This is a genomic window from Microtetraspora malaysiensis (assembly GCF_050947145.1).
Lineage (GTDB): Bacteria > Actinomycetota > Actinomycetes > Streptosporangiales > Streptosporangiaceae > Microtetraspora_A > Microtetraspora_A malaysiensis.
Genome location: NZ_CP191998.1, coordinates 2283677 through 2307842, shown reverse-complemented (window position 1 = coordinate 2307842; position 24166 = coordinate 2283677). Strand labels below are relative to the sequence as shown.

23 protein-coding genes and 2 tRNA genes are annotated in these 24166 nt (G+C 72.0%); 10 read left to right on the top strand and 15 right to left on the bottom strand.

What is annotated here, in order from left to right:
• Nucleotides 1-474 (bottom strand): GyrI-like domain-containing protein, encoded by a 474-nt coding sequence (locus tag ACQP1V_RS11185; protein ID WP_433421706.1) that lies wholly within the window; start codon nucleotides 472-474, stop codon nucleotides 1-3.
• A gap of 117 nt (nucleotides 475-591) precedes the next feature.
• On the opposite strand from ACQP1V_RS11185, the gene ACQP1V_RS11180 reads away from it, so the two are divergent.
• The 5 genes from ACQP1V_RS11180 (at nucleotide 592) to ACQP1V_RS11160 (ending at nucleotide 6748) form a co-directional block, all read left to right on the top strand.
• Entirely contained in the window at nucleotides 592-2031 is a 1440-nt protein-coding gene (locus ACQP1V_RS11180; RefSeq protein WP_433421703.1) for a GuaB1 family IMP dehydrogenase-related protein, read from the top strand.
• 140 nt (nucleotides 2032-2171) lie between these two features.
• Complete coding sequence (locus tag ACQP1V_RS11175; protein ID WP_067130614.1) at nucleotides 2172-2546, top strand: FKBP-type peptidyl-prolyl cis-trans isomerase; 375 nt, start codon at nucleotides 2172-2174, stop codon at nucleotides 2544-2546.
• A gap of 120 nt (nucleotides 2547-2666) precedes the next feature.
• A complete protein-coding gene (locus ACQP1V_RS11170) occupies nucleotides 2667-4163 on the top strand; it encodes a glycosyltransferase family 39 protein (RefSeq protein WP_433421700.1) in 1497 nt (498 codons plus the stop codon).
• Between the two features lie 52 nt (nucleotides 4164-4215).
• On the top strand, nucleotides 4216-5742 hold the full coding sequence (locus ACQP1V_RS11165; protein WP_433421697.1) for an ATP-dependent DNA ligase: 1527 nt from the start codon (nucleotides 4216-4218) through the stop codon (nucleotides 5740-5742).
• 64 nt (nucleotides 5743-5806) lie between these two features.
• Nucleotides 5807-6748, top strand: coding sequence for an aminoglycoside phosphotransferase family protein (locus ACQP1V_RS11160; protein ID WP_433421695.1), 942 nt, complete (start codon nucleotides 5807-5809; stop codon nucleotides 6746-6748).
• Between the two features lie 19 nt (nucleotides 6749-6767).
• Here ACQP1V_RS11160 and ACQP1V_RS11155 read toward each other — a convergent pair whose 3' ends face one another.
• Nucleotides 6768-7397 (bottom strand): DUF1707 and DUF4870 domain-containing protein, encoded by a 630-nt coding sequence (locus ACQP1V_RS11155; protein WP_433421692.1) that lies wholly within the window; start codon nucleotides 7395-7397, stop codon nucleotides 6768-6770.
• Between the two features lie 536 nt (nucleotides 7398-7933).
• Between ACQP1V_RS11155 and ACQP1V_RS11150 the strand changes: the two genes are divergently transcribed.
• Nucleotides 7934-8287, top strand: coding sequence for a hypothetical protein (locus ACQP1V_RS11150; RefSeq protein ID WP_067130606.1), 354 nt, complete (start codon nucleotides 7934-7936; stop codon nucleotides 8285-8287).
• Between the two features lie 333 nt (nucleotides 8288-8620).
• Here the strand turns inward: ACQP1V_RS11150 and ACQP1V_RS11145 are convergent, their stop codons facing one another.
• The 3 genes from ACQP1V_RS11145 to ACQP1V_RS11135 all read right to left on the bottom strand — a co-directional run bounded on the left by ACQP1V_RS11145 (nucleotide 8621) and on the right by ACQP1V_RS11135 (nucleotide 11362).
• On the bottom strand, nucleotides 8621-9691 hold the full coding sequence (locus tag ACQP1V_RS11145; protein WP_433421689.1) for a DUF4192 domain-containing protein: 1071 nt from the start codon (nucleotides 9689-9691) through the stop codon (nucleotides 8621-8623).
• 130 nt (nucleotides 9692-9821) lie between these two features.
• Nucleotides 9822-10598, bottom strand: coding sequence for an EI24 domain-containing protein (locus ACQP1V_RS11140; RefSeq protein WP_067130601.1), 777 nt, complete (start codon nucleotides 10596-10598; stop codon nucleotides 9822-9824).
• 167 nt (nucleotides 10599-10765) lie between these two features.
• Complete coding sequence (locus ACQP1V_RS11135) at nucleotides 10766-11362, bottom strand: Maf family protein (protein WP_433421686.1); 597 nt, start codon at nucleotides 11360-11362, stop codon at nucleotides 10766-10768.
• A 104-nt stretch (nucleotides 11363-11466) separates the two neighbouring features.
• Between ACQP1V_RS11135 and ACQP1V_RS11130 the strand changes: the two genes are divergently transcribed.
• Nucleotides 11467-13332 carry a CASTOR/POLLUX-related putative ion channel gene (locus ACQP1V_RS11130; protein ID WP_433421683.1) on the top strand — a complete coding sequence of 622 codons (1866 nt, stop codon included), beginning with the start codon at nucleotides 11467-11469 and terminating at the stop codon, nucleotides 13330-13332.
• A 63-nt stretch (nucleotides 13333-13395) separates the two neighbouring features.
• On the opposite strand, the gene ACQP1V_RS11125 is transcribed toward ACQP1V_RS11130, so the two are convergent.
• From ACQP1V_RS11125 to ACQP1V_RS11110, 4 genes are all read right to left on the bottom strand, one after another.
• Entirely contained in the window at nucleotides 13396-13887 is a 492-nt protein-coding gene (locus tag ACQP1V_RS11125; protein ID WP_387412740.1) for a DUF1269 domain-containing protein, read from the bottom strand.
• A 51-nt stretch (nucleotides 13888-13938) separates the two neighbouring features.
• The gene (locus tag ACQP1V_RS11120; protein WP_433421680.1) at nucleotides 13939-14874 is read right to left on the bottom strand and encodes a hypothetical protein; all 936 of its coding nucleotides are present in this window, start codon (nucleotides 14872-14874) and stop codon (nucleotides 13939-13941) included.
• 108 nt (nucleotides 14875-14982) lie between these two features.
• A complete protein-coding gene (locus ACQP1V_RS11115; protein ID WP_387412744.1) occupies nucleotides 14983-15660 on the bottom strand; it encodes a peptidyl-tRNA hydrolase in 678 nt (225 codons plus the stop codon).
• The gene (locus ACQP1V_RS11110; protein WP_433421677.1) at nucleotides 15657-16931 is read right to left on the bottom strand and encodes an MFS transporter; all 1275 of its coding nucleotides are present in this window, start codon (nucleotides 16929-16931) and stop codon (nucleotides 15657-15659) included. The genes ACQP1V_RS11115 and ACQP1V_RS11110 overlap by 4 nt, the downstream gene beginning before the upstream one ends.
• An 86-nt stretch (nucleotides 16932-17017) precedes the next feature.
• Here ACQP1V_RS11110 and ACQP1V_RS11105 point away from each other — a divergent pair, with 86 nt between their 5' ends.
• The 3 genes from ACQP1V_RS11105 to ACQP1V_RS11095 are packed head-to-tail and all read left to right on the top strand — an operon-like array spanning nucleotide 17018 to nucleotide 20208.
• The gene (locus ACQP1V_RS11105; RefSeq protein ID WP_433421675.1) at nucleotides 17018-18007 is read left to right on the top strand and encodes a GlxA family transcriptional regulator; all 990 of its coding nucleotides are present in this window, start codon (nucleotides 17018-17020) and stop codon (nucleotides 18005-18007) included.
• 30 nt (nucleotides 18008-18037) lie between these two features.
• Nucleotides 18038-18694 (top strand): ABC transporter ATP-binding protein, encoded by a 657-nt coding sequence (locus ACQP1V_RS11100; RefSeq protein WP_433421671.1) that lies wholly within the window; start codon nucleotides 18038-18040, stop codon nucleotides 18692-18694.
• Entirely contained in the window at nucleotides 18691-20208 is a 1518-nt protein-coding gene (locus ACQP1V_RS11095; RefSeq protein WP_433421668.1) for a DUF6297 family protein, read from the top strand. The genes ACQP1V_RS11100 and ACQP1V_RS11095 overlap by 4 nt, the downstream gene beginning before the upstream one ends.
• A 28-nt stretch (nucleotides 20209-20236) precedes the next feature.
• Here the strand turns inward: ACQP1V_RS11095 and ACQP1V_RS11090 are convergent, their stop codons facing one another.
• The 6 genes from ACQP1V_RS11090 to ACQP1V_RS11065 form a co-directional block, all read right to left on the bottom strand.
• Complete coding sequence (locus ACQP1V_RS11090; protein ID WP_433421665.1) at nucleotides 20237-20695, bottom strand: hypothetical protein; 459 nt, start codon at nucleotides 20693-20695, stop codon at nucleotides 20237-20239.
• Nucleotides 20696-20712: 17 nt separating this feature from the next.
• Nucleotides 20713-21102, bottom strand: a complete 390-nt coding sequence (locus ACQP1V_RS11085; protein WP_433421662.1) for a DUF2087 domain-containing protein — start codon at nucleotides 21100-21102, stop codon at nucleotides 20713-20715.
• 268 nt (nucleotides 21103-21370) lie between these two features.
• Nucleotides 21371-21443, bottom strand: a tRNA-Ala gene (locus ACQP1V_RS11080).
• Nucleotides 21444-21521: 78 nt separating this feature from the next.
• Nucleotides 21522-22976, bottom strand: coding sequence for a YfbK domain-containing protein (locus tag ACQP1V_RS11075; protein ID WP_433421659.1), 1455 nt, complete (start codon nucleotides 22974-22976; stop codon nucleotides 21522-21524).
• A 132-nt stretch (nucleotides 22977-23108) separates the two neighbouring features.
• Nucleotides 23109-23951 carry a polysaccharide deacetylase family protein gene (locus ACQP1V_RS11070; protein WP_433421656.1) on the bottom strand — a complete coding sequence of 281 codons (843 nt, stop codon included), beginning with the start codon at nucleotides 23949-23951 and terminating at the stop codon, nucleotides 23109-23111.
• 109 nt (nucleotides 23952-24060) lie between these two features.
• Nucleotides 24061-24133, bottom strand: a tRNA-Ala gene (locus ACQP1V_RS11065).
• Nucleotides 24134-24166: the final 33 nt, after the last annotated feature.

Below are 24166 nucleotides of genomic sequence, written 5' to 3'. Positions count from 1 at the left end.
TCAGGACTCCCCGAAGGACGGCAGCACGGCGATGAAGAGGTCCACGCCCGCCGGGTGGTGGATCTCCAGGTCCGTCGTGAACGCGCGGGGCGGCGTGCCGCCGGAGTCCGTGTGCCTCCGCACCTGGTCCCAGACTTCCAGGAGCGCGTCCGGCATCGGGCCGCGCGCCTCCAGCCGCATCGCCGGCACGCCCGGCACCCGTACGGCGACCATGCCCTCGGGCAGCCGCGCCGCGGTGTGCACGGCGACGCCGACGACCTGGGTATAGGCCCCGTTGTGGTCGCTCTCGTAGTCCGTCAGCACGGCGTACAGGTTCTCCTCCACGCGCCCGGGCACGTGCGCGAAGGCTCCGGGCGCGCCCGCGCGGGCCCACAGCGCCGGCAGCTGGGCGCGAGCGGGATCGGCTTCCGCCGCGTTGGTCGTCCGCACAGCATGGCCGACGACGAGCACCTCCGGCCGGTCCACGATGATCACATTTCCTCCCAATAATTCCCTCGCCACCACGGATCCTACGAAAGCGGATCGCTGGTGCACGGCACCGGACCGGCGGGAATGCCAACTTCCTCCGCTCACCGCATATGCTGGACAAACGTGCGATTCCTCAATGATGTGACGCCGCCCTACGATCTCACGTACAGCGACGTCTTCATGGTCCCGTCCCGCTCCTCGGTCGGGTCCCGGCTGGCCGTCGACCTGTCGGCCAAGGACGGCACGGGCACCACCATCCCGGTCGTCGTGGCCAACATGACCGCCGTGGCGGGCCGCCGCATGGCGGAGACCGTGGCCAGGCGCGGCGGCATCACCGTCATCCCGCAGGACATACCGCTCGACGTGGTCGCCGACGTGATCTCCTGGGTGAAGGAACGCGACCTCGTCCACGACACGCCGATCACGCTGACCCCGCACGACACCGTCGGCGAGGCGCTGAACCTGCTGCCCAAGCGGGCGCACGGCGCGGTCATCATCGTCGACTGGGACAACCGCCCGGTCGGCGTGGTCACCGAGGCCGACTGCCACGGCGTCGACATGTTCACCCAGCTCTCCCAGGTCATGACCCCCTCGCCGCAGACGCTGCCCCGGGGCACCGACCCCAAGGTCGCTTTCGACTCCCTGCACGAGCGCCGGCACCGGCTCGCCCCCGTCGTGGACGGGGAGGGCCGCCTGGTCGGCATCCTGACCCGGACCGGCGCGCTGCGCGCCACGCTGTACGAGCCCGCGGTGGACGCCTCCGGGCGGCTGCGCGTCGCGGCCGCGGTCGGCGTCAACGGCGAGGTGGGCGCGCGGGCCAAGGAGCTGCTCGACGCGGGCGTGGACGTGCTCGTGGTGGACACCGCGCACGGACACCAGGACAAGATGATCTCCGCGCTGGGCGCCGTGCGCGCGCTCGACCCCGGCGTCCCCGTCGTGGCGGGCAACGTCGTGACCGCCGAGGGCGTGCGCGACCTCATCGAAGCGGGCGCCGACATCGTCAAGGTCGGCGTCGGCCCCGGCGCCATGTGCACCACCCGGATGATGACGGGCGTCGGCCGTCCCCAGTTCTCCGCCGTGCTGGAGTGCTCGGCCGAAGCGCGCCGGCTGGGCCGCCACGTGTGGGCGGACGGCGGCGTGCGGCACCCGCGCGACGTGGCCCTCGCCCTCGCCGCCGGCGCGGCCAACGTCATGATCGGCTCCTGGTTCGCCGGGACGTACGAATCGCCGGGTGACACGCGGACCACCGCGGACGGCCAGAAGTACAAGGAGAACTTCGGCATGGCCTCGGCCCGTGCCGTACGGCTGCGCACGGCCGACGACACACCGTTCGAGCGGGCGCGCAAGGCACTGTTCGAGGAGGGCATCTCGACCTCGCGGATGTTCCTCGACCCGGTGCGGCCCAGCGTCGAGGACCAGATCGACGCGATCGTGGCGGGCCTGCGCTCCGCGTGCACCTACGCCGGGGCCACCAGCCTGGAGGAGTTCCACGAGCGGGCCGTCGTCGGCGTGCAGAGCGCGTCCGGCTACACCGAGGGGATGCCCCTGCACCAGAGCTGGTGACAACCGGACGCCGCCCGCCCCGGCCCGGACCGATCTTTCCATGCTGCCCGGACCGCGGGGCGGCGCCCGGTAGAGTCATCCGGTTGGCCAGGGCATCGGACCCCGGCCCCGAGTGACGCGACCGCGACAAGGAGAGCCAGGTGGCACTGGAAAAGCCCGAGATCGACTTCCCCGAGGGCGCCGCGCCCACGGACCTGGAGATCGTCGATCTCGTAGAGGGTGACGGCCCGGAGGCCAAGCCCGGACATACCGTGAGCGTGCACTACGTCGGCGTCGCGTTCTCGACCGGCGAGGAGTTCGACGCGTCGTGGAACCGCGGCACGCCGTTCCAGTTCCCGCTGGGCGGCGGCCGGGTCATCGCCGGCTGGGATCAGGGCGTCGCCGGGATGAAGGTCGGCGGGCGACGCCGGCTCACCATCCCGCCGCACCTCGGGTACGGCAACCGCGGCGCGGGCAACGCCATCAGGCCGGGCGAGACGCTGATCTTCGTGGTCGACCTGCTCGGCGTGAGCTGATCGATCGGGCGGGGGCCTTCACGCGCACCGCGTCGTGAAGGCCCGCGCCCGGCGTTCCGGATCGGGATCGGCCGGCCGATCGGGGTTCCACGGCGCGGCGTTCCCGTCGATGATGACCGCGTGACCACAACCCCCCAGATCACTCGGACCGACCGGGAACCCCCCGTTCCTCGCTTCGCGCTCCGGCCGGTGGGCGCCGTCGCACTCGCCGCCACCGCCGTCCTGCTCGCGGTCAGCCCCTGGTACGGCTACCACCGCGACGAGCTCTACTTCCGCCTGCTCGGGCAGCATCCTCAGCTGGGCTACTTCGACACCCCGCCGCTCACCCCGCTGGTGGCCCGGATCTCCACTGCGCTCTTCGGCGACACCGTCACCGCGCTTCGCGTCGTACCCGCGCTGCTGACGGGTGTCCTCGTCGTCCTCGTGGCCTGCGTGGCCCGCGAGCTGGGCGGCGGCCGCGCCGCGCAGATCATGGCCGCGGCCGGGGTCGCGACCGGGCTGTTCCCGCTGGTCGCCGGGCACTCGCTGCTCACCCTCACGTTCGACCTGCCGCTGTGGACGGCCGCGATCCTGTTCATCCTGCGCGCGCTCCGGCGCGGCGACGGCCGCTGGTGGCTCGCCGTCGGAGCGGCGGCGGGCGTGGCCGCCTACAACCGCCAGCTCATCGTGCTGCTGCTCGTCGGGGTCGGCGCCGGGATCCTGCTCGTCGGTCCTCGGACGGCGCTGCGTGACCCGCGGCTTTGGCTCGGCGCGCTGCTCGCGCTGGTGATCGCCGCGCCGAACGTGGTCTACCAGGCCACCCACGAGTGGCCGCAGGCGCAGATGGCGGCCGCCCTGAAGATTGACGAGGGAGACGACAACCGGATCACGTTCGTCCCGCTGCAGCTCGTCCTGGTGAGCTGGCCGCTCGTCCCCGTCATGGTCGCCGGGTGGATCCGGCTCTGGCGCGACCGCGCCGTCCGATCGCTCGCGATCGCGTACCCGCTGTGCTGCGCGGTGGTGCTCTACGCGGGCGGGCGTCCGGACTACGTCGCGGGGCTGCTGCTCCTGCTCTTCGCCGCCGGATGCGTGCCCACCGTGGAATGGGCCGCCGGACGGCCCCGGCGGCGGGTCCTCGTCACGGCCGCGGTCGCCCTAGGGGCGGTCTCCAACGTCGTCTTCGCCCTGCCGGTCATCCCGGCGGAGTCGCTGCGCGGCACCCCGGTCGCGCTGGCGAACGAGGTCGCCCGCGAGTCGGTCGGCTGGCCGGGCTTCGCCGCTCAAGTGGCCGCGGTCGTACGCGCGCTTCCGGCGGATGACCGCGCGCGTGCCATCCTGCTCGCCGCCAACTACGGGGAGGCCGGAGCGCTCGACCGGTGGGCCGGAGAGTACGCCCTGCCCCCGGTGCACAGCCCGCACAACGAGCTCTACTGGTGGGGGCCACCACCCGAGACGGCCCGCGTCGCGGTCGTGGTGGGCGCCCCATCGTCCTTCCTGACCGGGCGGTTCGCCCGCTGCGATCAGGTCGCGTCCGTCGACGGCATGGCCGGAGAGGAGCAGGGCGTGCCCATCACCGTGTGCCGCGACCCGGCGACGTCATGGGCGGCACTGTGGCCCGGGCTGCGCCACTACAGCTGACCGCCGGTCCCCCGGATGGGCAAGAGCCGGCTCGGTGAGGCAGGATGACGGTGTGTTGCTGATCGACCTTGCCCGGACGTCGGCCGCCGTGGCGGCGGATTCGTCGCGGCTGGCCAAGATCGCGCATCTGGCCGAGCTACTCGGCAGGGTGGGGCCTGACGAAGCCGAGATCGCGATCTCCTATCTGTCCGGCGAGATCCCGCAGCGCCAGATCGGCGTCGGCCCACGCACCCTCAGCGAGGCCCCCGAACCGCGCCAGATCGCCACCGCCACCCTCACCCAGGTCGACTCCTTCTTCGAACGGGTCAAGGCGCAGTCCGGGCCCGGATCGCAGGCGGCGCGCAGGACGCTCATCGACGAGCTCTTCAGCGCGGCCACCTACCAGGAGCAGTCCTTCCTACGGCGCCTGATCCGCGGCGAGCTGCGCCAGGGCGCGCTCGACGGCGTGATGATCGAAGCCCTTGCCAAGGCGGCGGGCGTCCCGGCCACCGAGGTCAGGCGGGCGCTGACGCTGCGCGGCTGGCTGCCCGCCGTGGGCGCCGCCGCGCTGCGCGGAGGGGTCGAGGAGCTGCGCGCGTTCCATCTTGAGGTGGGGCGGCCGGTCTCGCCCATGCTCGCGCAGAGCGCGCCGTCCGTGAGCGCGGCCCTGGAGAAGATCGGCGGCCCGGCTGCGCTCGAGTGGAAGCTCGACGGCGTGCGCGTGCAGGCCCACCGCTCCGGCGACCAGGTCGGCGTCTTCACCCGCACCCTGGAGGAGATCACAGCGCAGGTTCCCGAGCTGGTCGAGGCGCTGCTCCGGCTGCCGGAGCGCGATCTCGTGCTCGACGGCGAGGTCATCGCCCTGCGCCCGGACGGACGGCCCGAGCCGTTCCAGGTCACCTCCGGCCGGGTGGCGAGCCGCACCGACGTCAAGACCGCCCGCGCGGCCGTGCCGCTCAGCGTGTTCTTCTTCGACGCCCTCCGGGTGGGCGGCGCCGACTTGCTCGACCGGCCCGCCGAGGAGCGGCACGCCGCGCTCACCGCCGCCGTTCCCGCCGGACTTGTCACCCCCCGCCTGGTGACGGCCGACGCCGAGGCGGGCGAGGCGTTCTTCGCCGACGCCGTACGGAACGGCCACGAGGGCGTGGTGGCCAAGTCGCTCCAGGCGCCGTACGCGGCGGGCCGGCGCGGAGCCGGGTGGGTCAAGGTGAAGCCCCGGCACACCCTGGACCTGGTCGTGCTGGCGGCCGAGTGGGGCAGCGGGCGGCGCGAGGGCTGGCTCTCCAACCTGCACCTGGGCGCGCTCGACCCGGAGACCGGCGGCTTCGTCATGCTGGGCAAGACCTTCAAGGGGCTCACCGACGAGCTGCTCACCTGGCAGACCGAGCAGTTCCTCCGCCTGGCCGATGGGCCGACGGACGGATGGGTGGTCGCGGTGAAGCCCGAGCTCGTAGTGGAGATCGCCTTCGACGGGGTGCAGCGCTCGACCCGCTATCCGGGTGGGATGGCGCTGCGCTTCGCCCGGGTTCTGCGGTACCGCCCCGACAAGCGGCCGGAGGAGGCCGATACGGTGGCCACGCTCCGCGACCTCATGCCCTGACGGGGATCTGTCCCCACCGCTCCCGGGTGAATCCCGACCCGGGGCCCAGGAAGGAGACGTGCCCGTGAGCGCGGCACCGTACATCGACGTTCCTGACGCCTTCACCGCGTCTTATGGCGCGCAGGGCGAGGAGGCGCGTGCCTGGCTCGCCGAGCTGCCCCGCGTGGGCGGCGAGTTCCTCGACCGGTGGGGACTGCGGCCCGACGGCCCGCCCGCGTACGGCATGGCCTCGCTGGTCCTGCCCGTGCTCCAGGCCGACGGGACACCCGCCGTGCTCAAGCTGCAGCAGCTCCGGGAGGAGACCGTCGGCACCGCCCTCGGCCTGCGGGCGTGGGGCGGCGACGGCATCGTGCGTCTGCTCGACCATGACGAGGAAAGCGCCACGCAGTTGCTGGAACGGCTGGACGCGACCCGGCCCCTGTCCTCCGTGCCCGACGACTTTGCGGCCGTGCGGATCCTGGCCGAACTGATGGCCCGTCTGACCTCGGTACCGGCCCCCGAGGGCCTGCGGCGACTGTCCGACGTCGCCTCCGCCATGCTCGACCAGGTCCCCCGGGCCGTGCCGGCGCTGCGCGCTCCCGGCGAACAGCGGCTCGTGCGCTCCTGCGCGTCCGCCGTCGCCGAACTGCTCGGCGAGCCCGGCGACCGCCTGCTGCACTGGGACCTGCACTACGACAACATCCTGGCCGGAGAACGGGAGCCCTGGCTGGCCATCGACCCCGAACCACTCGCGGGTGACCCGGGGTTCGATTTGCTCCCGGCACTGCACAACCGGTGGGACGAGGTGGAGGCCACCGGTGACGCGCCTCGCGCAATGCTCCGCCGCTTCGACCTAATGACCGAGGTCCTCGGCCTGGACCGGAGGCGAGCGACCGGCTGGAGCCTCGGCCGCGTGCTGCAGAACGCCCTGTGGGACATAGAGGACGGCAAAACCGCGCTCGAACCCGCTCAGATCGTGATCGCCACGGCGCTGCTGCGTCGGGAGGGAATAACAGCCGCCGTGTGATCGGCTGCGGGCCGTCGGCCTACTTCACCAAGCGAACGGTGAGGGGGTAGCGGAAGTCGCCTCCGGTGATGGCGGAGACCCCGCCGACGACAGCGAGCACGAAGCCCAGGATCCACAGGAACGGGATGAGCACGACCCCGATCACGGTGAAGGGCAGCAGCATCGTCGCCCCCAGCACCGTGAGGTGGAAGTTCAGCGACTCGACGGCGTGCCTCCTGATGAAGGACGACGTCCGGCCGGCGGTCAGCAGCATGATCAGCGGCCCGATCACGAACAGGCCGCCCAGCGTCAGCAGGTGCGCCGCCGCTCCGCCCACTCGGTCACCGCCGTCGACGGCCCCGGCTGCCGGGTATCCCACCCGCTGCCGGTATCCGGCGCCCCGCGTGTAGTGGCCCGGCGGCGGGGCGGGAGGGACGTACGCGGCGGCGCGTGGGCCGTACAGGTCGTCCATGATCGGGATGAGGTCGGCGTGTGTGCGCGCGGTCATCGCCTGGTGCAACCGCTCGTCCATCTCGAGCTTGTCCAGCCGGCCCTCCGCGTAGGCCGCCTTGACGTGCTCGACCACCTGGTCACGGTCGTTGTTCGTGACCCTCAGGTCGGGATGGACGGGCGTGCGCCCGGACCAGGACGGTGTCGCTGCCATCGCCATCGATGCCTACCTTCGTCGATGTCGCGCGCATCTGACGCCTGGCGGCGCCGGAACGGGCACGACCTGCCTGCCTTCCTTCGAGTGTGCCTCGCCGCGCCGGCGGCAGAGCATCTCCCCCCTCTATCCTGGGTGCTTCCGCCGACCCGGTCATCAGGGATCTCCCCGACGTCTCCCCCGAGAACCCCCTATCCGTCGCGCGCACCGATCATCGCTCGACGCGCTCCCGGACCGCGGCGGCCGCTCGCGCGGGGAAGCCGCGTACCCGCCGTGGTCACCCTCCCGACCTGGGACCGCAGGTAGGCGACCACCACGAAGAAAGCGCCGCCGAGCCGCCGAGCCGCCGGGCCGCCGCTCCGCCGCAAACGCGCGCGGTACTCCGCCTTCGGCCACGGACCAATGCGAGGGACGGGAGAATCGCCCCAATTTGTGACGGCCGCGCGGACCCGTCTCGGCTTGCAGTCTCGACATGAAACCAAAGCACTGACGACATACCGGTAGCCCCGCGAAATGACGGTCAGGAACTGTATATAAGGGGTATGAGATGGCGAGATCGTTACGGAATCAGGCGACTACGCGGCCCCCGGGTCGCCAAATTCGACCGGGAGGCCACCGATGAGGATATCGAGGCCCTGATCGCGTTCGCCCGGTCACGGCGCGGCGTCGAGTTCTATGTGGAGCCGGAGACGTTCGCCACCGACACCACCGCCGTCGCCGTGGCGCACGACGGCGAGTGGACCCGCCGCCGGGTCGGGTCGCCGGCCGTCATCGGTAAGGTCGCCCGAGACCTGGCGATTCCGGTGTACGACGTGCAGCTCACGGGCTATCCCGCCCGGATGCGCGCCTACAACGAGCGCCGCCGCGAGCAGGAGCGACGGCAGTCCGAGCAGTGACGTGTGGAGGGCGACCGTTCAGCATGAGGCTCGCCCTCGCTACGCGCGAAGGCTCCGGCGCGCAGACGACTTCGTGACTCCCAAGGGCTCGCTCAGTTCACGCTCAGCGGCCCTTCGTGCGCCCGAGAACTCGCCCCGCACAGGGGCCTTATATGCGCCCAAGAATTCGCCTTGTGCCGCACGGGCACCGAAGACTCGTGGCGCACAGGGACGCGTCATCCGCCTGAGACGTCACCCCACCGCAATTTCTCTTCCCATACGGCCGGAAGGTCTGCTCGCCACGCGGCGGCTCCCCTGCTCGGCTGCGGTGTCCGGGGCTCCCTCCCCGTGGGCTCATCCGGCCGGCACCGAGGGCTCCTCGACGAGCAGCGCGAGCAGCGGCACCAGCCAGCTCATCCGCGGCGGGCCCAGTTGGGCGTCCAGTTCCTCCGGCGTCGGCATGCGGTCGCGCATCGCGTCGGGGGAAATCAGGTGGCGCAGCGCCTGGCAGAGCAGGTTCGCCATCGAGTACGCGGGATCGACGGCCAGCGCGCGCTCCAACGCTAGACCGGCGAGCGCGCAGTCCCCGCCGTGCCATGCCGCGGCGGCCAGCAGGGAGGCCGCCGGGGCCACGAATCGCGGCTCCAGGCGCCGGGTGAGGTCCCGCCACAGTGCGACATGGGCCTCCCGGTGGTCGATCAGCGCCCACGCCTCGTCGCGTACCCGGAGGACCTCCAGGTCGAGTCCGAGGCGCGCCGCCTCCTCATCGCCCAGGCGCTCGCCGGAGTCGTAGCGGGCGACCGCCGACCGGACACGCGCGCGCCCTCCGGCCACGAAGGCGGCCGCGGCCTCGTCGGGCCGCTCGGGCGCCGTCAGCAGCGTCCGCGTCTCGGCGACGACCCGGCGGGTGGCCTGCCCCATCGCCACCCGGGCGAGCCCGCCGTACGGCTCGACGGATTGGGCCAGGCTGCGCCGGTCGGGCAGCGCGACCAGGCCGTGCAGGACGGCCTCGGCGGCGACCCTGCCGGACACCGGATCGTATGGCGTGCCCTCGGGCGGGCAGCAGCCGACCTGGGCGCAGACGTAGGACCAGTAGCGCCCGGCGTCGGCGCGCAGCGCATCCACGACCTCGACGCCCGCGTGGCAGAGCAGCCGGGACGCGGCGTCGATCGCGGGGGTCACCAGGGCGGCCGGGCCGTACCCGGCGAGGACGGCGGTGGTGATCGGCTCGCGCCGCAGCAGTCCGGCCAGCGGGTCGAGCGCGCCCGGATCGATCGGCAGGTCCCACCGGGTGGTCACCCGCAGGGCGCCGCCCGCGAACACCGCGACGACGAGGCTGTCACGGGGGTGGAAACCCAGCAGGTACGGCACGGCCGCGAGGATGTCGGCCGGGGTGGAGAGCACGAGGGTCGAGACGGAGGTCATAGACCGAGAGTCGCCGACGCGCTCTCCCGCCAACCGGCCGAATGGCGTTCTGGGGATATCAGGCGACCTGTGGAGAACTCCGACCCGGCCGAGGTTCGGGGACGCCCCGGCAGCCGTGACGTGCGCGGTGTCAGACCTCCTGCGGAGGAGCCAACCGCTCGCGTACCAGGATCGCGGCGCCCGCCACCGCGGCGGGCATGAGCACGACCGCGACAAGGGGGATCATGAAGGCCAGGAAGAGGAGCACGCCGAAGCCGAGCGTGGCCCCCTTCTCCCCGCGCAGCAGGGCGAAGCGCTCCTTGCGCCCAATACCGCGCCGTTCCAGCGGCAGGGCGGTCAACTCCACGCTCAGGAAGAAGCCGGAGACGATCGCGCCGAGCACGGGCACGACCGTCTGTCCGATGACCGGCACGAAGCCGAGCACGAACAGCGGGATCGTGAACAGCAGCATGTAGCCGAGGGTGATCAGGCTGTCGCGGATCGACCGCATCAACGATCGCCAGAAGGGCGCGTCAACGGCCGCGGGAAGACCGCCGAGGTCCTCCTCGACCTTCTCCGACAGCTTCTCGTAGAACGGCTCGCCGATGGCGAGGGTGACCGCCGCGTAGGTGAGCACCGCGAGCGCGAGACCGGCCACGAAGATCAGGATGCCGACGAGCGTGCGGAACACGTCCCGCCAGCCCCAGCCGTCCGCGAACGGGGTCACCCACTTGGCGACGTCGCCGGCGTGCGTGCCAAGCCATACCAGGGCGAAGGCGTACAGGACGAACGCGATCAGCGCGGGGATGAGGCCGAAGAGCCACCAGCGGGGGTGTCGCGCGACCCACCCGAGCCCCTTGAAGGCACAGCCGACGCCCCTCAGGAAGCCACCGGCCTCGCGCTGGGCAGGTCGTACGATGTCGCTCATGTCCGGCAGGCTAGCGCCTCGGATCATGTGCCGCGATCTCCTCACGCGTCAGCATTCCGCCCGCTGCCCAGGGGCCCGCGTCCGGGGATCGGCGCGCCCCCAGAGGTCCGTGCCCGGTGATCGGCACGCCGCCCAGAGGCCGGCGTCCCAAGGCCGGCGTCCGGAGATCAGCCCGCCGACGTCCAGAGGCTCGTGACAGGGACGCCGATCTCCCCGAGCAGGCGGCGGAGCAGCGGGAGGGAGATCCCGAGGACGTTGCCGTGGTCGCCGTCGATGCCGTCGACGAACCACCCGCCGAGCCCGTCAAGGGTGAACGCGCCCGCGACCTTCAACGGCTCTCCGCTCGCCACGTAGGCGGAGATCTCCTCGTCCGTGGGAGCACCGAACCTGACGACGGTCGTGCCGACCGCGGCGGCCTGACGGCCCGAGGCCACGTCGATGACGCAGTGGCCGGTGAGCAGGTGACCGGTCCGGCCCCGCATCGACCTCCACCGGGACACCGCCTCCTCAGGCGAGGAGGGCTTGCCGTACGCGACGCCGTCGAGTTCGAGCACGGAGTCGCAGCCGATGACGACCCCGTCCTCCAGGGACGCCGCGACGGCGGCGGCCTTGGCCTTCGCGAGGACCAGGCAGAGCGCGGCGGGGGTCTCGGCGATGATCGCGTCCTCGTCCACACCGCTGACGATCACTTTGGGATCGAGCCCGGCGGCACGCAGGACTCCGAGCCGGGCCGGGGAGGCGGAGGCGAGAACGAGTTCGGTCACGGGACCCGAGTCTAGTGGCGGCGTTCGTGTACGAGAGAGCCGCCAGGACCGGTACGTTTTTCGATCATAAATCCACATGTTTGATGAACTTCCGGGAGATTTCGGTGGCGAGGGCGACGATCCGGGAACGGCTGCGCTACTGGTTCGACAACACGATGGCGAAGGGCACGGTGGCGCTGATCGGCTGGCTGGGCCTCGCGTCACTCGTGCTGATCCTCGCCGTCTCGGCCCTGACCCTGTGGCTCACACCGGACGAGGTGTTCGAGCACGCGGGGCTGGCGGGCGTGCTGTGGATGACACTGGTCCGCGCTCTCAGCCCAGGCAAGATCGCCAGCGACTCGGGGACCGCGCCCTTCCTCGCCTTGATGCTCACCATCTCGCTCGGCGGCATCTTCATCGTGAGCACGCTGGTCGGCGTACTGTCCACCGGGCTCAAGGGCAAGATCGAGGAGCTGCGCAAGGGACGCTCACGCATCATCGAGAGCGGTCACACCGTGATCCTCGGCTGGTCGGAGCAGGTCTTCACGATCGTGGGCGAGCTGGTGAAGGCGGACGCCAGCCAGCGGGGGTCGGTCATCGCCGTCCTGGCCGACCGCGACAAGCCGGGCATGGAGCAGGCCATCCGCACCAAGGTGGGCGATACCGGACGGACTCGGCTCGTCTGCCGTACCGGACGCCCGACGGAACCGGCGGACCTCGACCTGATGAGCCTGGAGACGGCCAGGTCCATCGTGGTGCTCTCGCCGCAGGGCGACGACCCGGACGCCCACGTCATCAAGACCCTGCTCGCGCTCGCGAAGCGCGACGGCGACCAGCCTCCGATCGTGGCCGCCCTCGCGTCGTCGCGCAACATGGCGGCGGCACGCCTCGCGGGCGGTCCGGGCGTCCACCTGGTCGACTCCGACGACACGGCGTCCCGGCTCATCGTCCAGTCGTCCCGGCAGTCGGGCATGTCGGTCGTCTGCATGGACCTGCTCAACTTCGACGGCGCGGAGATCTACCTGCGGTCCGAGCCGTCCCTGGCCGGCCTGACGTACGGCGAGGCGCTCGGCGCGTACCGGACCGCGACCGTCATCGGGTTGCGCTCGGCCGGGAAGGTGGCGCTCAACCCACCGTCGGACACGGTGATCGCGGCGGACGACGAGATCATCCTGATCGCCGACGACGACTCGCTCATCCGTCTCGGGGGTGCCGCGGTCCCGGCGGAGGAGGACCGCATCGCCGCCACCGCGCACGAACGGCCCGGCCCCAAGCGGACGCTGCTGCTCGGCTGGAACGGCAGGGCCCCCCAGATCGTGCGGTATCTCGACGGCTATGTCCCCGAGGGATCGACGATCGACATCGCCAGCGACCATCCGGCCGCGGGACGCGACCTCACCGGCCTGGCCAGGCTCACCGCGAACGCCAAGAAGTGCGACATCACCGACAGGCACGCGCTGGAGTCGCTGAGTACCGGGCTCTACGAGCACGTGATCGTACTCTCCGACGGCAGGTACGACCCGCATCACGCGGACACACGCACCCTGATGACGTTGCTCCAGTTGCGCGACATCCAGTCCACGCTCGGCGAGCGGTACTCGATCGTCAGCGAGATGTACGACGAGAACAACCGTGTGCTCGCCGAGGTCGCCCGGGCCGACGACATCGTGATCAGCGACACGGTCATCGGGCTCCTTCTCGCGCAGCTCGCGGAGAACCCGCGCCTGGCCGACGTGTTCGGCTACCTCTTCGACTCCAAGGGCTCGGAGCTGTATCCGCGCCCCGTGGAGGACTACGTGACCATCGGGGAGCCGCTCCGGTTCGCGACCGTGATCGAGTCGGCCCGGCGGCGCGGCGAGACCGCGATCGGCTACCGGGTCGCCGCCGGGATCAACGAGCCGCCGCGGTACGGCGTGGTGTTGAACCCCGGCAAGGATCGGCCGATCGCGTTCGCGCCCGGTGACGCGGTGATCGTGCTCGCGGAGCGGTGAGCCGCGGACCCGAGACCTCGGCTCCGCGGCTCGGAAGCCCCGTACGGCCCGGCCCTTACGGGCTCACTGCTGGACGCCGGCGAGCGCCTGGCGCAGGTTCTCCTCGGCCTGCTTGGACAGTGAGGTGTGGATGATCTTGCCGCCGTAGGACGAGATCTGCGGGATGACCTTGTCCGGGGTGCTCTGGGTGACGAGCACGAAGAGCGCGGCGGAGCCCGGCTTGAGCTCCTCACCGACCTGCTTCATGAACTTGTCGTCCACGCCCACGTCGGTCATCGAGCCGGCCGCGGCGCCCGTCGCGGCGCCCACGGCCATGCCGATGAGCGGCATGAAGAAGATGAGCCCGATGAGACCGCCCCACAGCGCCCCGCCCATGGCGCCGATGCCGGTCGTGCTGGTGGTCTGGTGCAGCTTGATCTTGCCGTCCTTGGTCCGCTCCGCGACCGCGGCGTCGGCGAGCTTGATCAGGTTCTGCTTCTGTAGTTCGAAGAGCTTGTCCCGGACGGTGTTGGCGGTGGCGACGTCGTTGTACGCGACGGCAATCAGATCCGACATATCGATCCCCCTGTTTCGGATGGCCGTAATCATCCCCAGGAGGACTACCTCTTAAAGCACGCGAATTCGCGACATGACGGTATTAATGTCCCGCCAGTGTGCCCTCTGCGTGTCGGGGATGGTGACGAACACCAGCGCGGGCTTGTCCCTGGCCACGTCGACCAGCGCGAGGGCCGCCATGGACTGCCGCTTCTTGCCCCTGATCTTGTAGTTCACGGTGTACCCGAGCAGCCAGCCGTCTCGCTCCCCCACCTTCAAGGGCTGCGAGGCCGTCCAGGAGATCGTCGCGTCGGACGGGTGGTGGTTCAGCGTCCACCGGGCGGCCAGGAAGGCGGTGTCCCTGACGCTCTCCTGCACCGGGATCGGCACCGGGCACGTGACCAGGAGGCCCCGGAAGGACGTTCCATTGATCTTGGGCAGCATCTGGCGGGTGGTGAAGGGGCTGGCCGGGGTCAGCTTCCACACCTTCGCGAAGCGCGGCAAGGCGACCCCTGAACGGTCGTCCTTCAGCAGACCCCTGGCCGCCGTGGGCCGCCCGTAGAGGCGGCGCAGCCCGCGGTCCCGCTCAGGCAGCTGCCGGAGCCGCGGATCGGACAGCGCGGCCTGCATGACGGCCGTGACCGTCGCCGGGGTGGTCGCGGAGGACGCCTGCGGCGAGGCGGCGGGCGAGCCGGCCAGAGGGCTCGCGATGGGGGTGATCCCGGAGGTGGCCGCCGGACCTCCCGTGGCGCCGTTCGCGACGGGGAGGCTCGGGATCGCGGTCGCCGCGGCCGACGGGATCGGCGCGGCCGAGGGCGCCGCGTCGCCGCCGCGGCTCAGCACGATCGCCCCGCCGACGCCCACCGCCACGACGGCGACCGTCCCGGCGATCAGGCGGTAGACCATCCGCATCGGCAGGTCGCCCAGCCCCTTGCCCGAGCGGGAAGGCGACGATGGCGGGGGGACCACGATCTTCGGCAGCGGAGTCGTCTCCGCGTCGGCCGCCACGTAAGTCGGAACCGCTTTTGTTCCATTGTCCCCAGGTGACACGATCGGGAGCGTACGGCATATCGCAGTATTTCGGGCGCGATCCCCATCACACTTCGGGAACGAGGATCATGTCGCGCGCAACGGCCCCCAGCCCGCCGGACGGAAGCCGCCCAGCCGCAGCCAGGGGGCGTCGGCGATCACGGTGACCGATCCGGGCGCGATCTCGGTGAAGCCGGCGTCCCGCACCACCGGGAGACCGCTGTCCACCAGGGAGTTCCACAGCTCAGGAGACGCGACGCGGACCGCCACACCCAGGCCCGCGTCGCGCCACGCGTCCCTGGCCCGCTCGTCACTGCCCCACCACGCGAGCTGCGCGCCGTGCCCCGCCTGCGCCATCGCCTTGCCCGCGCTCATCTCCAGGTACGGGTTCACCCAGAGGACCGCGCTCTCCGGATCCGGACGGCCTGGAACACCGGAATCGGTCAGATCGGTGCCGGAGACCTGGAGGCGCTGGAGGTCCCTCGGCCAATCGTCGAGCGGCACCGGCGGATGCGTCCGCACCTCGGCCGTCCGCACCTCGACGCTGATGCCGGGCAGGGCGAGCGCCCGGCGCCACTCCGCCCCGCGCGCCCGGCGGACCACCTTCCTGATCCCGATGCGCTCCCACTGCGCGATCGGATCGGCCCATTCGTCCTGGTCGAGCAGTCTCAGCACGGCGTGCGCGGCCGCTTCCAGCGCGTCGGTGCGCTCAGGGGGAGCGGCGCGTTCGATCCGGACGACGAGGGGGAGGACCCATTGGTTCATCCGACCAGGATCCCAGCCCGGCGTGTCTCGCTCACCCGGGTGGTGATCCGCGCCGACATCACGGCGGCGACCAGGCAGAGCACGCCCGCGCCGTACCAGGCGAGGTCGTAGTTCCCGAGATGGTCGCGCGTCACCCCGGCGAGGGTGGCGGCGAACGCGGCACCGATCTGGTGGGAGGCGAACACCCAGCCGAACACGATCGCCCCGTTCGCGCCGAAGATCTTCCGGCAGAGGGCCACCGTCGGCGGCACGGTGGCCACCCAGTCCAGACCGTAGAAGATGATGAACACCAGCATGCTCGGCTGGGTGGTGTTGGCGAACAGCGACGGCAGGATCACCAGGGACAGCCCGCGCAGCACGTAGTAGACCGCCAGGAGAAGCCGGGGGTCCATCCGGTCGCTGAGCCAGCCGGAGAACACGGTCCCCACGATGTCGAAGATCCCGACGACGGCGAGCAGCCCGGCCGCGGTGGTCTCGGGCATGCCGTGGTCGTGTGCCGCCGGAATGAAGTGTGTGCCGACCAGGCCGTTCGTGCTCGCCCCGCAGATCCCGAAGCCCAGGGCGAGGTACCAGAACGCCCGGGTGCGCGCCGCGTCGCGCAGCGTCCGGAGCGCGCGGGCCGCCGCCCCTCCCCCGGCCGGCCGTACGCGCGGCTCGGCGTCCGGCGCCGCGCCGTACGGCCGCAGGCCGAGCTCTTCGGGGGAGTCGCGGAGCAGGAACCACACCAGCGGCACGACCGCGAGCGCGCACGCCGTCACGACCAGCGCCGCCGTCCGCCATCCCGACATCTCGACGAGATGGGCCAGCAGGGGCAGGAAGACGAGCTGGCCGGCGGCCCCACCCGCCGTGAGCACGCCGGTGACCAGCCCGCGGTGCCGTACGAACCAGCGGTCGGTGACCGTGGCGACGAAGACCAGCGCCATCGAGCCGGTGCCGAGCCCGACGAGCACGCCCCAGCACAGCACGAGCTGCCAGCTCGCGGTCATGAACACGGTGACCCCGCTGCCGGCCGCGACCAGGGCGAGCGCGGCGGACACGATCGAGCGCATGCCGAAACGGTCCATCAGGGCGGCGGCGAACGGCGCGGTGAGCCCGAAGAGCATCAGGTTCACCGACACGGCGAAACCGATGGTGCCCCTCGTCCAGCCGAACTCCTCCTGAAGCGGCGTGATGAACACTCCCGGCGTGGCCCGGAACCCGGCCGCGCCGATGATGGCGACCAACGCGACGGCGGCCACGATCCACGCTCGGTGCGGACGGCTGATTCTCAATCCTCTGGATGTCACCCGGACATCATCAGATGGGGCGATATCGGGCCACGAGTGGCCTGAAAGCCAATATGTGAAAGAATCCGGCCATGGCTCCCGAAGCGCCCCCGCACCGCGTCGTGATCGTCGCCCTCGACGACTTCGCGCCCCTCGACCTCGGCATCCCCGGGCAGGTCTTCCGGGTGGCCAGGGGCCCGGCGGATCGACGGCTCTACGAGATCAGCACCTGCTCGCCGGGCGGCGCTCCCGTGCGCGGCTCGGCCGGGTACCACGTGCTGCCCGACCACGACCTCGGCGTCCTGGAGACCGCCGACACGGTCATCGTGCCCGGCGTCCACGGCGGACCCGCGCTCACCGCCGGCACGATCGACGACGAACTCCGCTCGGCGCTCCAGGCGGCGGCGAGACGGTCCCGGATGATGTCGATCTGCACGGGGGCGTTCGTCCTCGCCGCGGCCGGCCTGCTCGACGATCGACCGGCCGCCACGCACTGGTACCACGCCCGGCGGTTCCAGCGGCTCTTCCCCCGCGTACGGCTCGACCCCGACGTGCTGTTCATCGACGACGGTGACGTCCTCACCTCCGCGGGTGTGGCCTCCGGGATCGACCTCTGCCTGCACGTGGTACGCCGTGACCACGGCAGCGAGGTGGCCAACCGGGCGGCCCGCAGGTGCGTGACACCGCCGTTCCGGGAGGGCGGGCAGGCGCAGTACATCGAGCGCCCCCTGCCCGCCCCCGGCGGCGCCGGCACCGCACCCACCCGGGCCTGGATGCTGGAGCGGCTGCACGAGCCGGTCGATCTGACCGAGCTGGCCGCGCACGCCCGGATGAGCGTGCGCACGTTCACCCGCAGGTTCCGCGAGGAGACGGGGCTCAGCCCGGCCCGCTGGCTCACCGGCCGCCGGGTGGAGCAGGCCAGGCACCTGCTGGAGACCACCGACCTGTCGGTGGACGAGATCGCCAGGAAGGCCGGGTTCGGCACCGCCGTTTCACTGCGGCAGCACCTGCACGCGGCGGTCGGCGTCGCTCCCCTCGCCTATCGCCAGACGTTCCGCTCCCGCGTCCCCGGCCCCCGCTGACCGGAGTCCCGATTTGGCTAGGCTCAGGTCGTGTCTGAGCCGATCATCAACGTTAAAGATCTTCACGTCGTGCTGGGGGCGAACCCCGTCCTGCGCGGCGTCGATCTCACCGTCCATCAGGGAGAGATCGTCGCCGTCGCGGGCGAGAACGGGACGGGGAAATCCACCCTGCTGCGCTGCCTGGCCGGCCTTCGGCCGCCGACCTCCGGCGAGGTCTCCGTCTTCGGCACGCCGCCAAGCGACGACGCCGCGTTCTGGCGCGCGGTCACCCTGGTCGCCGCCGAACCGGCGTGGTACCCCGGGCTGACCGTACGCGAGCACGTCGAGCTGATCCGGGTCACGCACGAGCCGGTGGACGACGCCTGGCCGGACGTCGCCCAGGTCCTGGAGCGCTGCGGGCTCACCGAACGGGCCGACGCCGTCCCGCTGACCCTCTCCACCGGCCAGCGGCAGCGGCTGTGCCTGGCCTCCGCGCTCGTCCGGCCCAGCCGCCTGCTCCTGCTGGACGAGCCGGAGCACGGCCTCGACACCGCCTTCCGCGCCCGGCTGGCCGGGATCCTGACCGAGTACGCCCGGAGCGGAGGGACCGTCGTCATGGCCAGCCACGATCCCGGCCTCATCGAGGCGACCGGGGCGCGGCACACCGTCCTGTCCTCCGGACGGCTGGCCGCCGGAGCCGCGCGGTGAACGCCCTCGCCTCCGCCCGCGCGATCATCCGCGCCCCTCGGGCGAAGCGCGAGCGCACCTGGCAGGACCGGTACACGCTGGCCCTCGCCATCGCGGTGCTCGGCGCGGTCGCCGGCGAGCCGCTGTCCCGGGCGTGGAACCGCATCGTTACGCCGGCCGCCGCGGTGGACCCGGCCACGATCGGCACGGGTCTCGGCCTCGTCGTCCTCGCCTACACGGGGTTGATCGCGCTGGCCCGCCTCGTCGGACCGATCGCGGTCTCCCCCGCGGACGCCGCCTGGCTGGTGCCGTCGCCGCTCACCCGGCGGGCCGTGCTGCGGCCCGCCGCGCTGCGGCTGCTGGTCGCGTCGGTCGTCGCCGGAGCGGTGCTGGGCGTCACCGTCCTCGCCGTGCTCGGGGTCCCGGACCTCGCCACGCTCCGGGTGGCCGGCGCCGTCCTCATCGCCGTCGCCGCCTGCGTCGGCGGGGCTGCCGCGGCCGTACTGGCCCAGCGCGGGGATCCGGAGTCGGACTGGCTGGGGGTCGCGCTCGCCGCGCTCGCGGCCCTCGCGATCGTCGCCGGGCTCGCGGCGGCGAGCGGCGCGGCGCTCCCCTGGCGCTCGCTGCTCACCACGCTCCCCCGGATCCCGGCGAGCACGCTCGTCGGCGCCGCCGTGGCGGCCTGTCTCGCCGCGACCGGCCTCGCCGTACGGGCGTGGCGGGCGTTGTCCGGCTTCCCCTCCCGGGCGGTGATCGCCTCGTCGGCCCGGGTCGGCCAGGCCACGGGCGCGATCGTCACGCTGGATCCCGGGCTGCTCACGTGGATCGCCGAGGACAATCACTGGCGCGCCCGGCGGCTGCGTTCGCGGCCCTGGCCCCTCCTGCCCGCTCCTCTCGCACTGGCCTGGGCGGAGGCGCGCCGGCTCGGCCGCCGCCCGGCCCGCCTGGCGGCGCTGCTCGCGGCGGCGGCGTTCCCCGCGCTGGCCGCCGTCGCCACCGGCGGGATCACACCGCCGGTCGCGGTCGCGCTGCTCGCGGGCGCCCTCACCGCTGCCGCCTCGGCGACGGCGGTGGCCCGCCGCGACAGCGAGAACCCCACCTTCATCCGGATGACCGGTGTCTCGCGGCAGGCGGCGAGGGCCGCGCGGGCGATCGCGCCCGCGCTGCTCGCCGCCGGGTGGCTGGCCGTGGCGCTCGCCGCCCTCGGCCTCGTCGGGCCGGGCGTCGCGGCGGGCGCGTCGTGGTGGGCCTTCGCTCCACTGTGCGCGCCGCCGATCGCCGTCGCCGCGCTGCGCATGGCGGGGCGCGGGCCGATCGACCACTCGCTGCCGGTGCTCGACACCCCCGGCGGCCCGGTCCCGCTGGGCCCCCTCTTCTGGGGTTTCACCGGCATCGACGTGGCCGTGCTCGGCTGCGCCCCCGCGCTCGCCGCCCTGCTGCTCCAGCCCGCGCAGACGGCCGGGTTCCTGACGGCCCAGGCGGTAGCGACCGTCCTGACCGTCGGCGGCTTCCTCCTCCGCGGTCGCGGGACCTGATCCGGCCCGCCCTCGGACGTAGGTCCGCTCAGCGCGGCAGCAGAATGTTGATCACCTGCAGGCCCTTCTCCGCATGCGGGAATCCCAGATGCACGCCGCCGGTGGTCACGATGCTGTCCATGTCTGGTGGCGGCGCGGGATGGGGATCCCACCCGACGCCCGCCCCGGACAGGGCGGCCGTGGCCTCAGCCAGGGGGAGGTCCCACCGGAGGAGCCAGGGGTCCACATCGACGCCGCTCCCGCACCGAGGGATGGTGAACTCGTCCGTATAGATCATCCACAGGATGTCCGCCCCGTCGTGCGAGTCATCGAAATAGAACTCGAAATCGCCATATTTCCAGATGTCCTCGTATGCGACGCGACGTGTCGCGATATGGACGGCGTGGGGTTCGCCCAGCAGATCGCGGATGGCGGCCCGGGTGGCGCCCAGCCGGATAGGCCCGAAGCGCCCACCACGGAGAAAGTCCAGCAGAGAGACCTGGAGCATTCGCCGAGATCGCCCTCTTACTCGAGGCCCATGGAGCTGACGTATCGTTCCGCGGCGCCGGGCTCGGGAGGCGTCTCCCCCTTCACCCGGTAGATGCCGTCGCCCCGAACGAGAATGCCCATGTCGATGAGATACCGGCGGATGGCCACATGATCCACCTCGCCGCCTTCGCACCACACGCGCAGCTTCTCGTTGACGGTCCGCTCGTCGTACTCGGCCGCGGGGTCGAAGGAGCGCGCCGCCACGTGGTCCAGGACGGCGCGGCGGCGGTTCTGCCGGGCCGGGACCATGATCAGGCGTCCGTCCCGGACGAATGGCCGCAGATCGGGTTCCCCGCCCCTGGCGTCCGATTCGAGGGCCTCCTCGCGGGACGGCGGCTCCTCGTTCTTCTTATGAGGCGCGCTCATATGCGCTCCCTTCGCTCTTCGGGGCCGTACGCCCGCGATGTCGGGCCCCGGATCGCACGGCCAAGCCGAGAGCCGGCCTTTCCCACAGGGCGCGACCGAGGTGATCCGCTTCCTCTCGTCACGCTAGGAGGACGCGCGGCGGGGCGGCAATCGAATAATCGGGCGCCCACCAGAAGCTCCCACCGGAAGCGAACTGCGACCAGGGCGAGCACGTACGCCGGAAAAAGCGAACGCCCCGTTCCTCGACGGAACGGGGCGTTCTCCGCGGTGGAGCTATGGGGATTCGAACCCCAGACCCCCTCCATGCCATGGAGGTGCGCTACCAGCTGCGCTATAGCCCCGCGGTGACGCTCGCGACGGGTTTCCCCCTCGCGGCGCCACGCCAGTGTATAGGACATCCGGGCCGAGGCTGTAACCGATCAACCGAGGGAGCGCGTGCGGCGAACCAGATCGGCGAGTTCCGCCACGCCGGGGTCCTCGGTGGACTCCGCGAGACGGGACGCGTGCCCCGCCAGGTCCGCGAGCCCCAGTCCGAAGCGCTCGCCGCGCTCGCTCCACGGAGCGCGCAGGTACTCGGCGAAGGCCGCGGCCGCCGCGTCGACCTGGAGCCGGAGCGGCGCCTCGTCCCACAGGTCGCCGTGCACGTCGCGGACGTCCGCCGCGCGGCTGACCTCGGCGGGCCGGCGGCTGTCGGGGTCGAGCCAGCGCACCGTCGCCGTCGCGAGCTGCCCCGACGCCCCGGCGCGGAGCCGTACCCAGTAGAGGGCGGTCACGGAGTGCCCCGGCCCGACCTCCCCTCCGTCGCGGGAGTCGTCGCGGAAGTCCTCCGGCGCCAGCTCCCGGTTCTCGTATCCGAGCAGGCTGTACGACTCGACGGTCGCGGGGTTGAAGACGACCTGCGCTTTGGCGTCGCGGGCGCGCAGGTCGAGGTTGGCCGGGAGCCGCTCGACGAAGACCTCGCGCGCCTCCGCCTGGCTGCTCACGTAGACGGCGGCGCCGTCGCCGTTGTCCGCGAGCTGCTCCATCAGCTCGTCGCCGTACTCGCGGCCGACGCCGACGCACAGCAGCGTGACCTGCTTGGCCGCGTAGTCGCTGACCCGGTCGAGGATGGCGCGCCACTCGGTCGCGCCGGTGTTCGCAAGCCCGTCGGAGAGCAGGATCACCCGGTTGGTGGCCACCGACCGGAACGCCCGGGACGCCTCCCGGTATCCGGTGACGAGCCCGTCTTCGAGGTTGGTCGATCCCTCGGTGCGCAGCTCGTCGATGGCGCCGTGCAGCCGCGGCCGGTCCGTCACCGGCACCATGGGGGTGATCAGCCGCGCCGAGTCGCTGAACGACACGATCGCCACCTGGTCCCCGGGCATGAGCTGGTCGACGAGCGTGTGCAGGGCGTCGCGTACGAGGTCGAGCCGCCCGGTCTCCGCCATGGATCCGGAGACGTCCACCACGAACGTCAGGTTGGCCGGCCGGCGTTGCTCCGCGCCGACGCCGCGGGTGCGCAGCCCCACCCGGAGCAGCACCGCGCCGTTCGTCCGCGCCCCGTCCATGTGTACGGCGAAGCCGTTGTCGTCCGGCTCGGTGTAGTCCTGGCGGAAGGAGTTGACGAACTCCTCGGTCCTGACCTGGGCCGGCTCGGGCAGCCTGCCCTCCTGTACGGCACGGCGGGCGTAGCCGTACGACGCCGTATCGACGTCGAGGGCGAACGTCGAGATCTGCTCGGCGGTGGCGTCGCGCTCCAGCCTCCCGGTCTCCGCGACCTGGTTTCCCGGAGCGGCCTGCCCGGCCGATGGGGCCTCTCCCCCACCGGCGCCGCAGGCGGCGAGGACGACTGACAGCAGGGCTATCCCCGCCAGGACCGATAAACGTGGCTTCATCCGGTACCTCCGTCGGCTCCCATTCACCCCTTTCGACGGCATTTCGCCGGGAGAGGCCGGGGCCGTCACGGAAGCGACGGTAAAACGTGCTCATCGCGTGACATCGCGTCACCGATCCCGAAGAAGCGGGACCTAACGGTGGCCGAGCAGCGTAGAGAGCGTGACCGGGCGCAGCCCCCGCTCCCTGATCCCCTTCACGATGGCCGGAAGCGCGTCATCGGTCAGCCCGGACGGCTTTCCGCCGCCCAGGTGAAGCACCACGATGGAACCGCCGCGCACGCCGCCGAGCGTCTGCCGCACGATCGCGTCCTTGGACGTGGCGAAGGCGTCACCGCCGACCACGTCCCACTGGATCGGCGTCAGGCCCTCGGCCGCCACGACCTTGAGCGCCGCCTTGTCGAAGCAGCCTCCCGGGAACCGGAAGAACTTCGGGTGGCCGGGGGCGATCCGGTCGAGCAGCGCCTCGGTCCTGCGGAGGCTCCCCCGCATGTCGCCCGTCCGGCCCAGGCCGTAGCAGGGGGTCGTGAACGCCTCGTGGTCGTACGAGTGGTCGGCCACCTCGAACAGCGGATCGGCCGCCAGGCCGGCCGCCACACGGGGATAGCGCTTGGCCCACAGCCCGGTCATGAAGATCGTCGCGGGGACCTTGAGCCGGCGCAGCTCCGCGATCAGCCGAGGGTTCGCGTAGGAGTCCACCTCGCCCCGGTCGAGCTGCCCCTCCATGTACGCCGTCATGTCCGCGTCGAAGGTCAGCGCGACCATGTCGGACCCCCGCGGCCCGTGGTGGATCGGATCGCGCGGCCGCCGGGCCCCCGACGCCTCCGGCGACGGTTCCGGCGCGCTCGGGGCCGCCGCCGCGGGACGTGGCTCCGCCCCCACATCCGCGGCCGTACGCGGAGTGACGCCGGTGGGCGCGTGCGCGGCGCACCCGGAGATCAGGAGCACCGACAACAGGAGAGACCGCCGCCACAGCATGATCGACATCGTACGGCCGGGTCGGGGCCGCACCGGCCGTGAAACGCCCGGGAACGACGAAGGCCGGCACCCGTTCCTTTCGGAACGCTGCCGGCCCTGATCGGATCGGTGGAGCTATGGGGACTCGAACCCCAGACCCCCTCCATGCCATGGAGGTGCGCTACCAGCTGCGCTATAGCCCCTTGCGACGCCAGTCAGTGTATAGGAATCGGCGC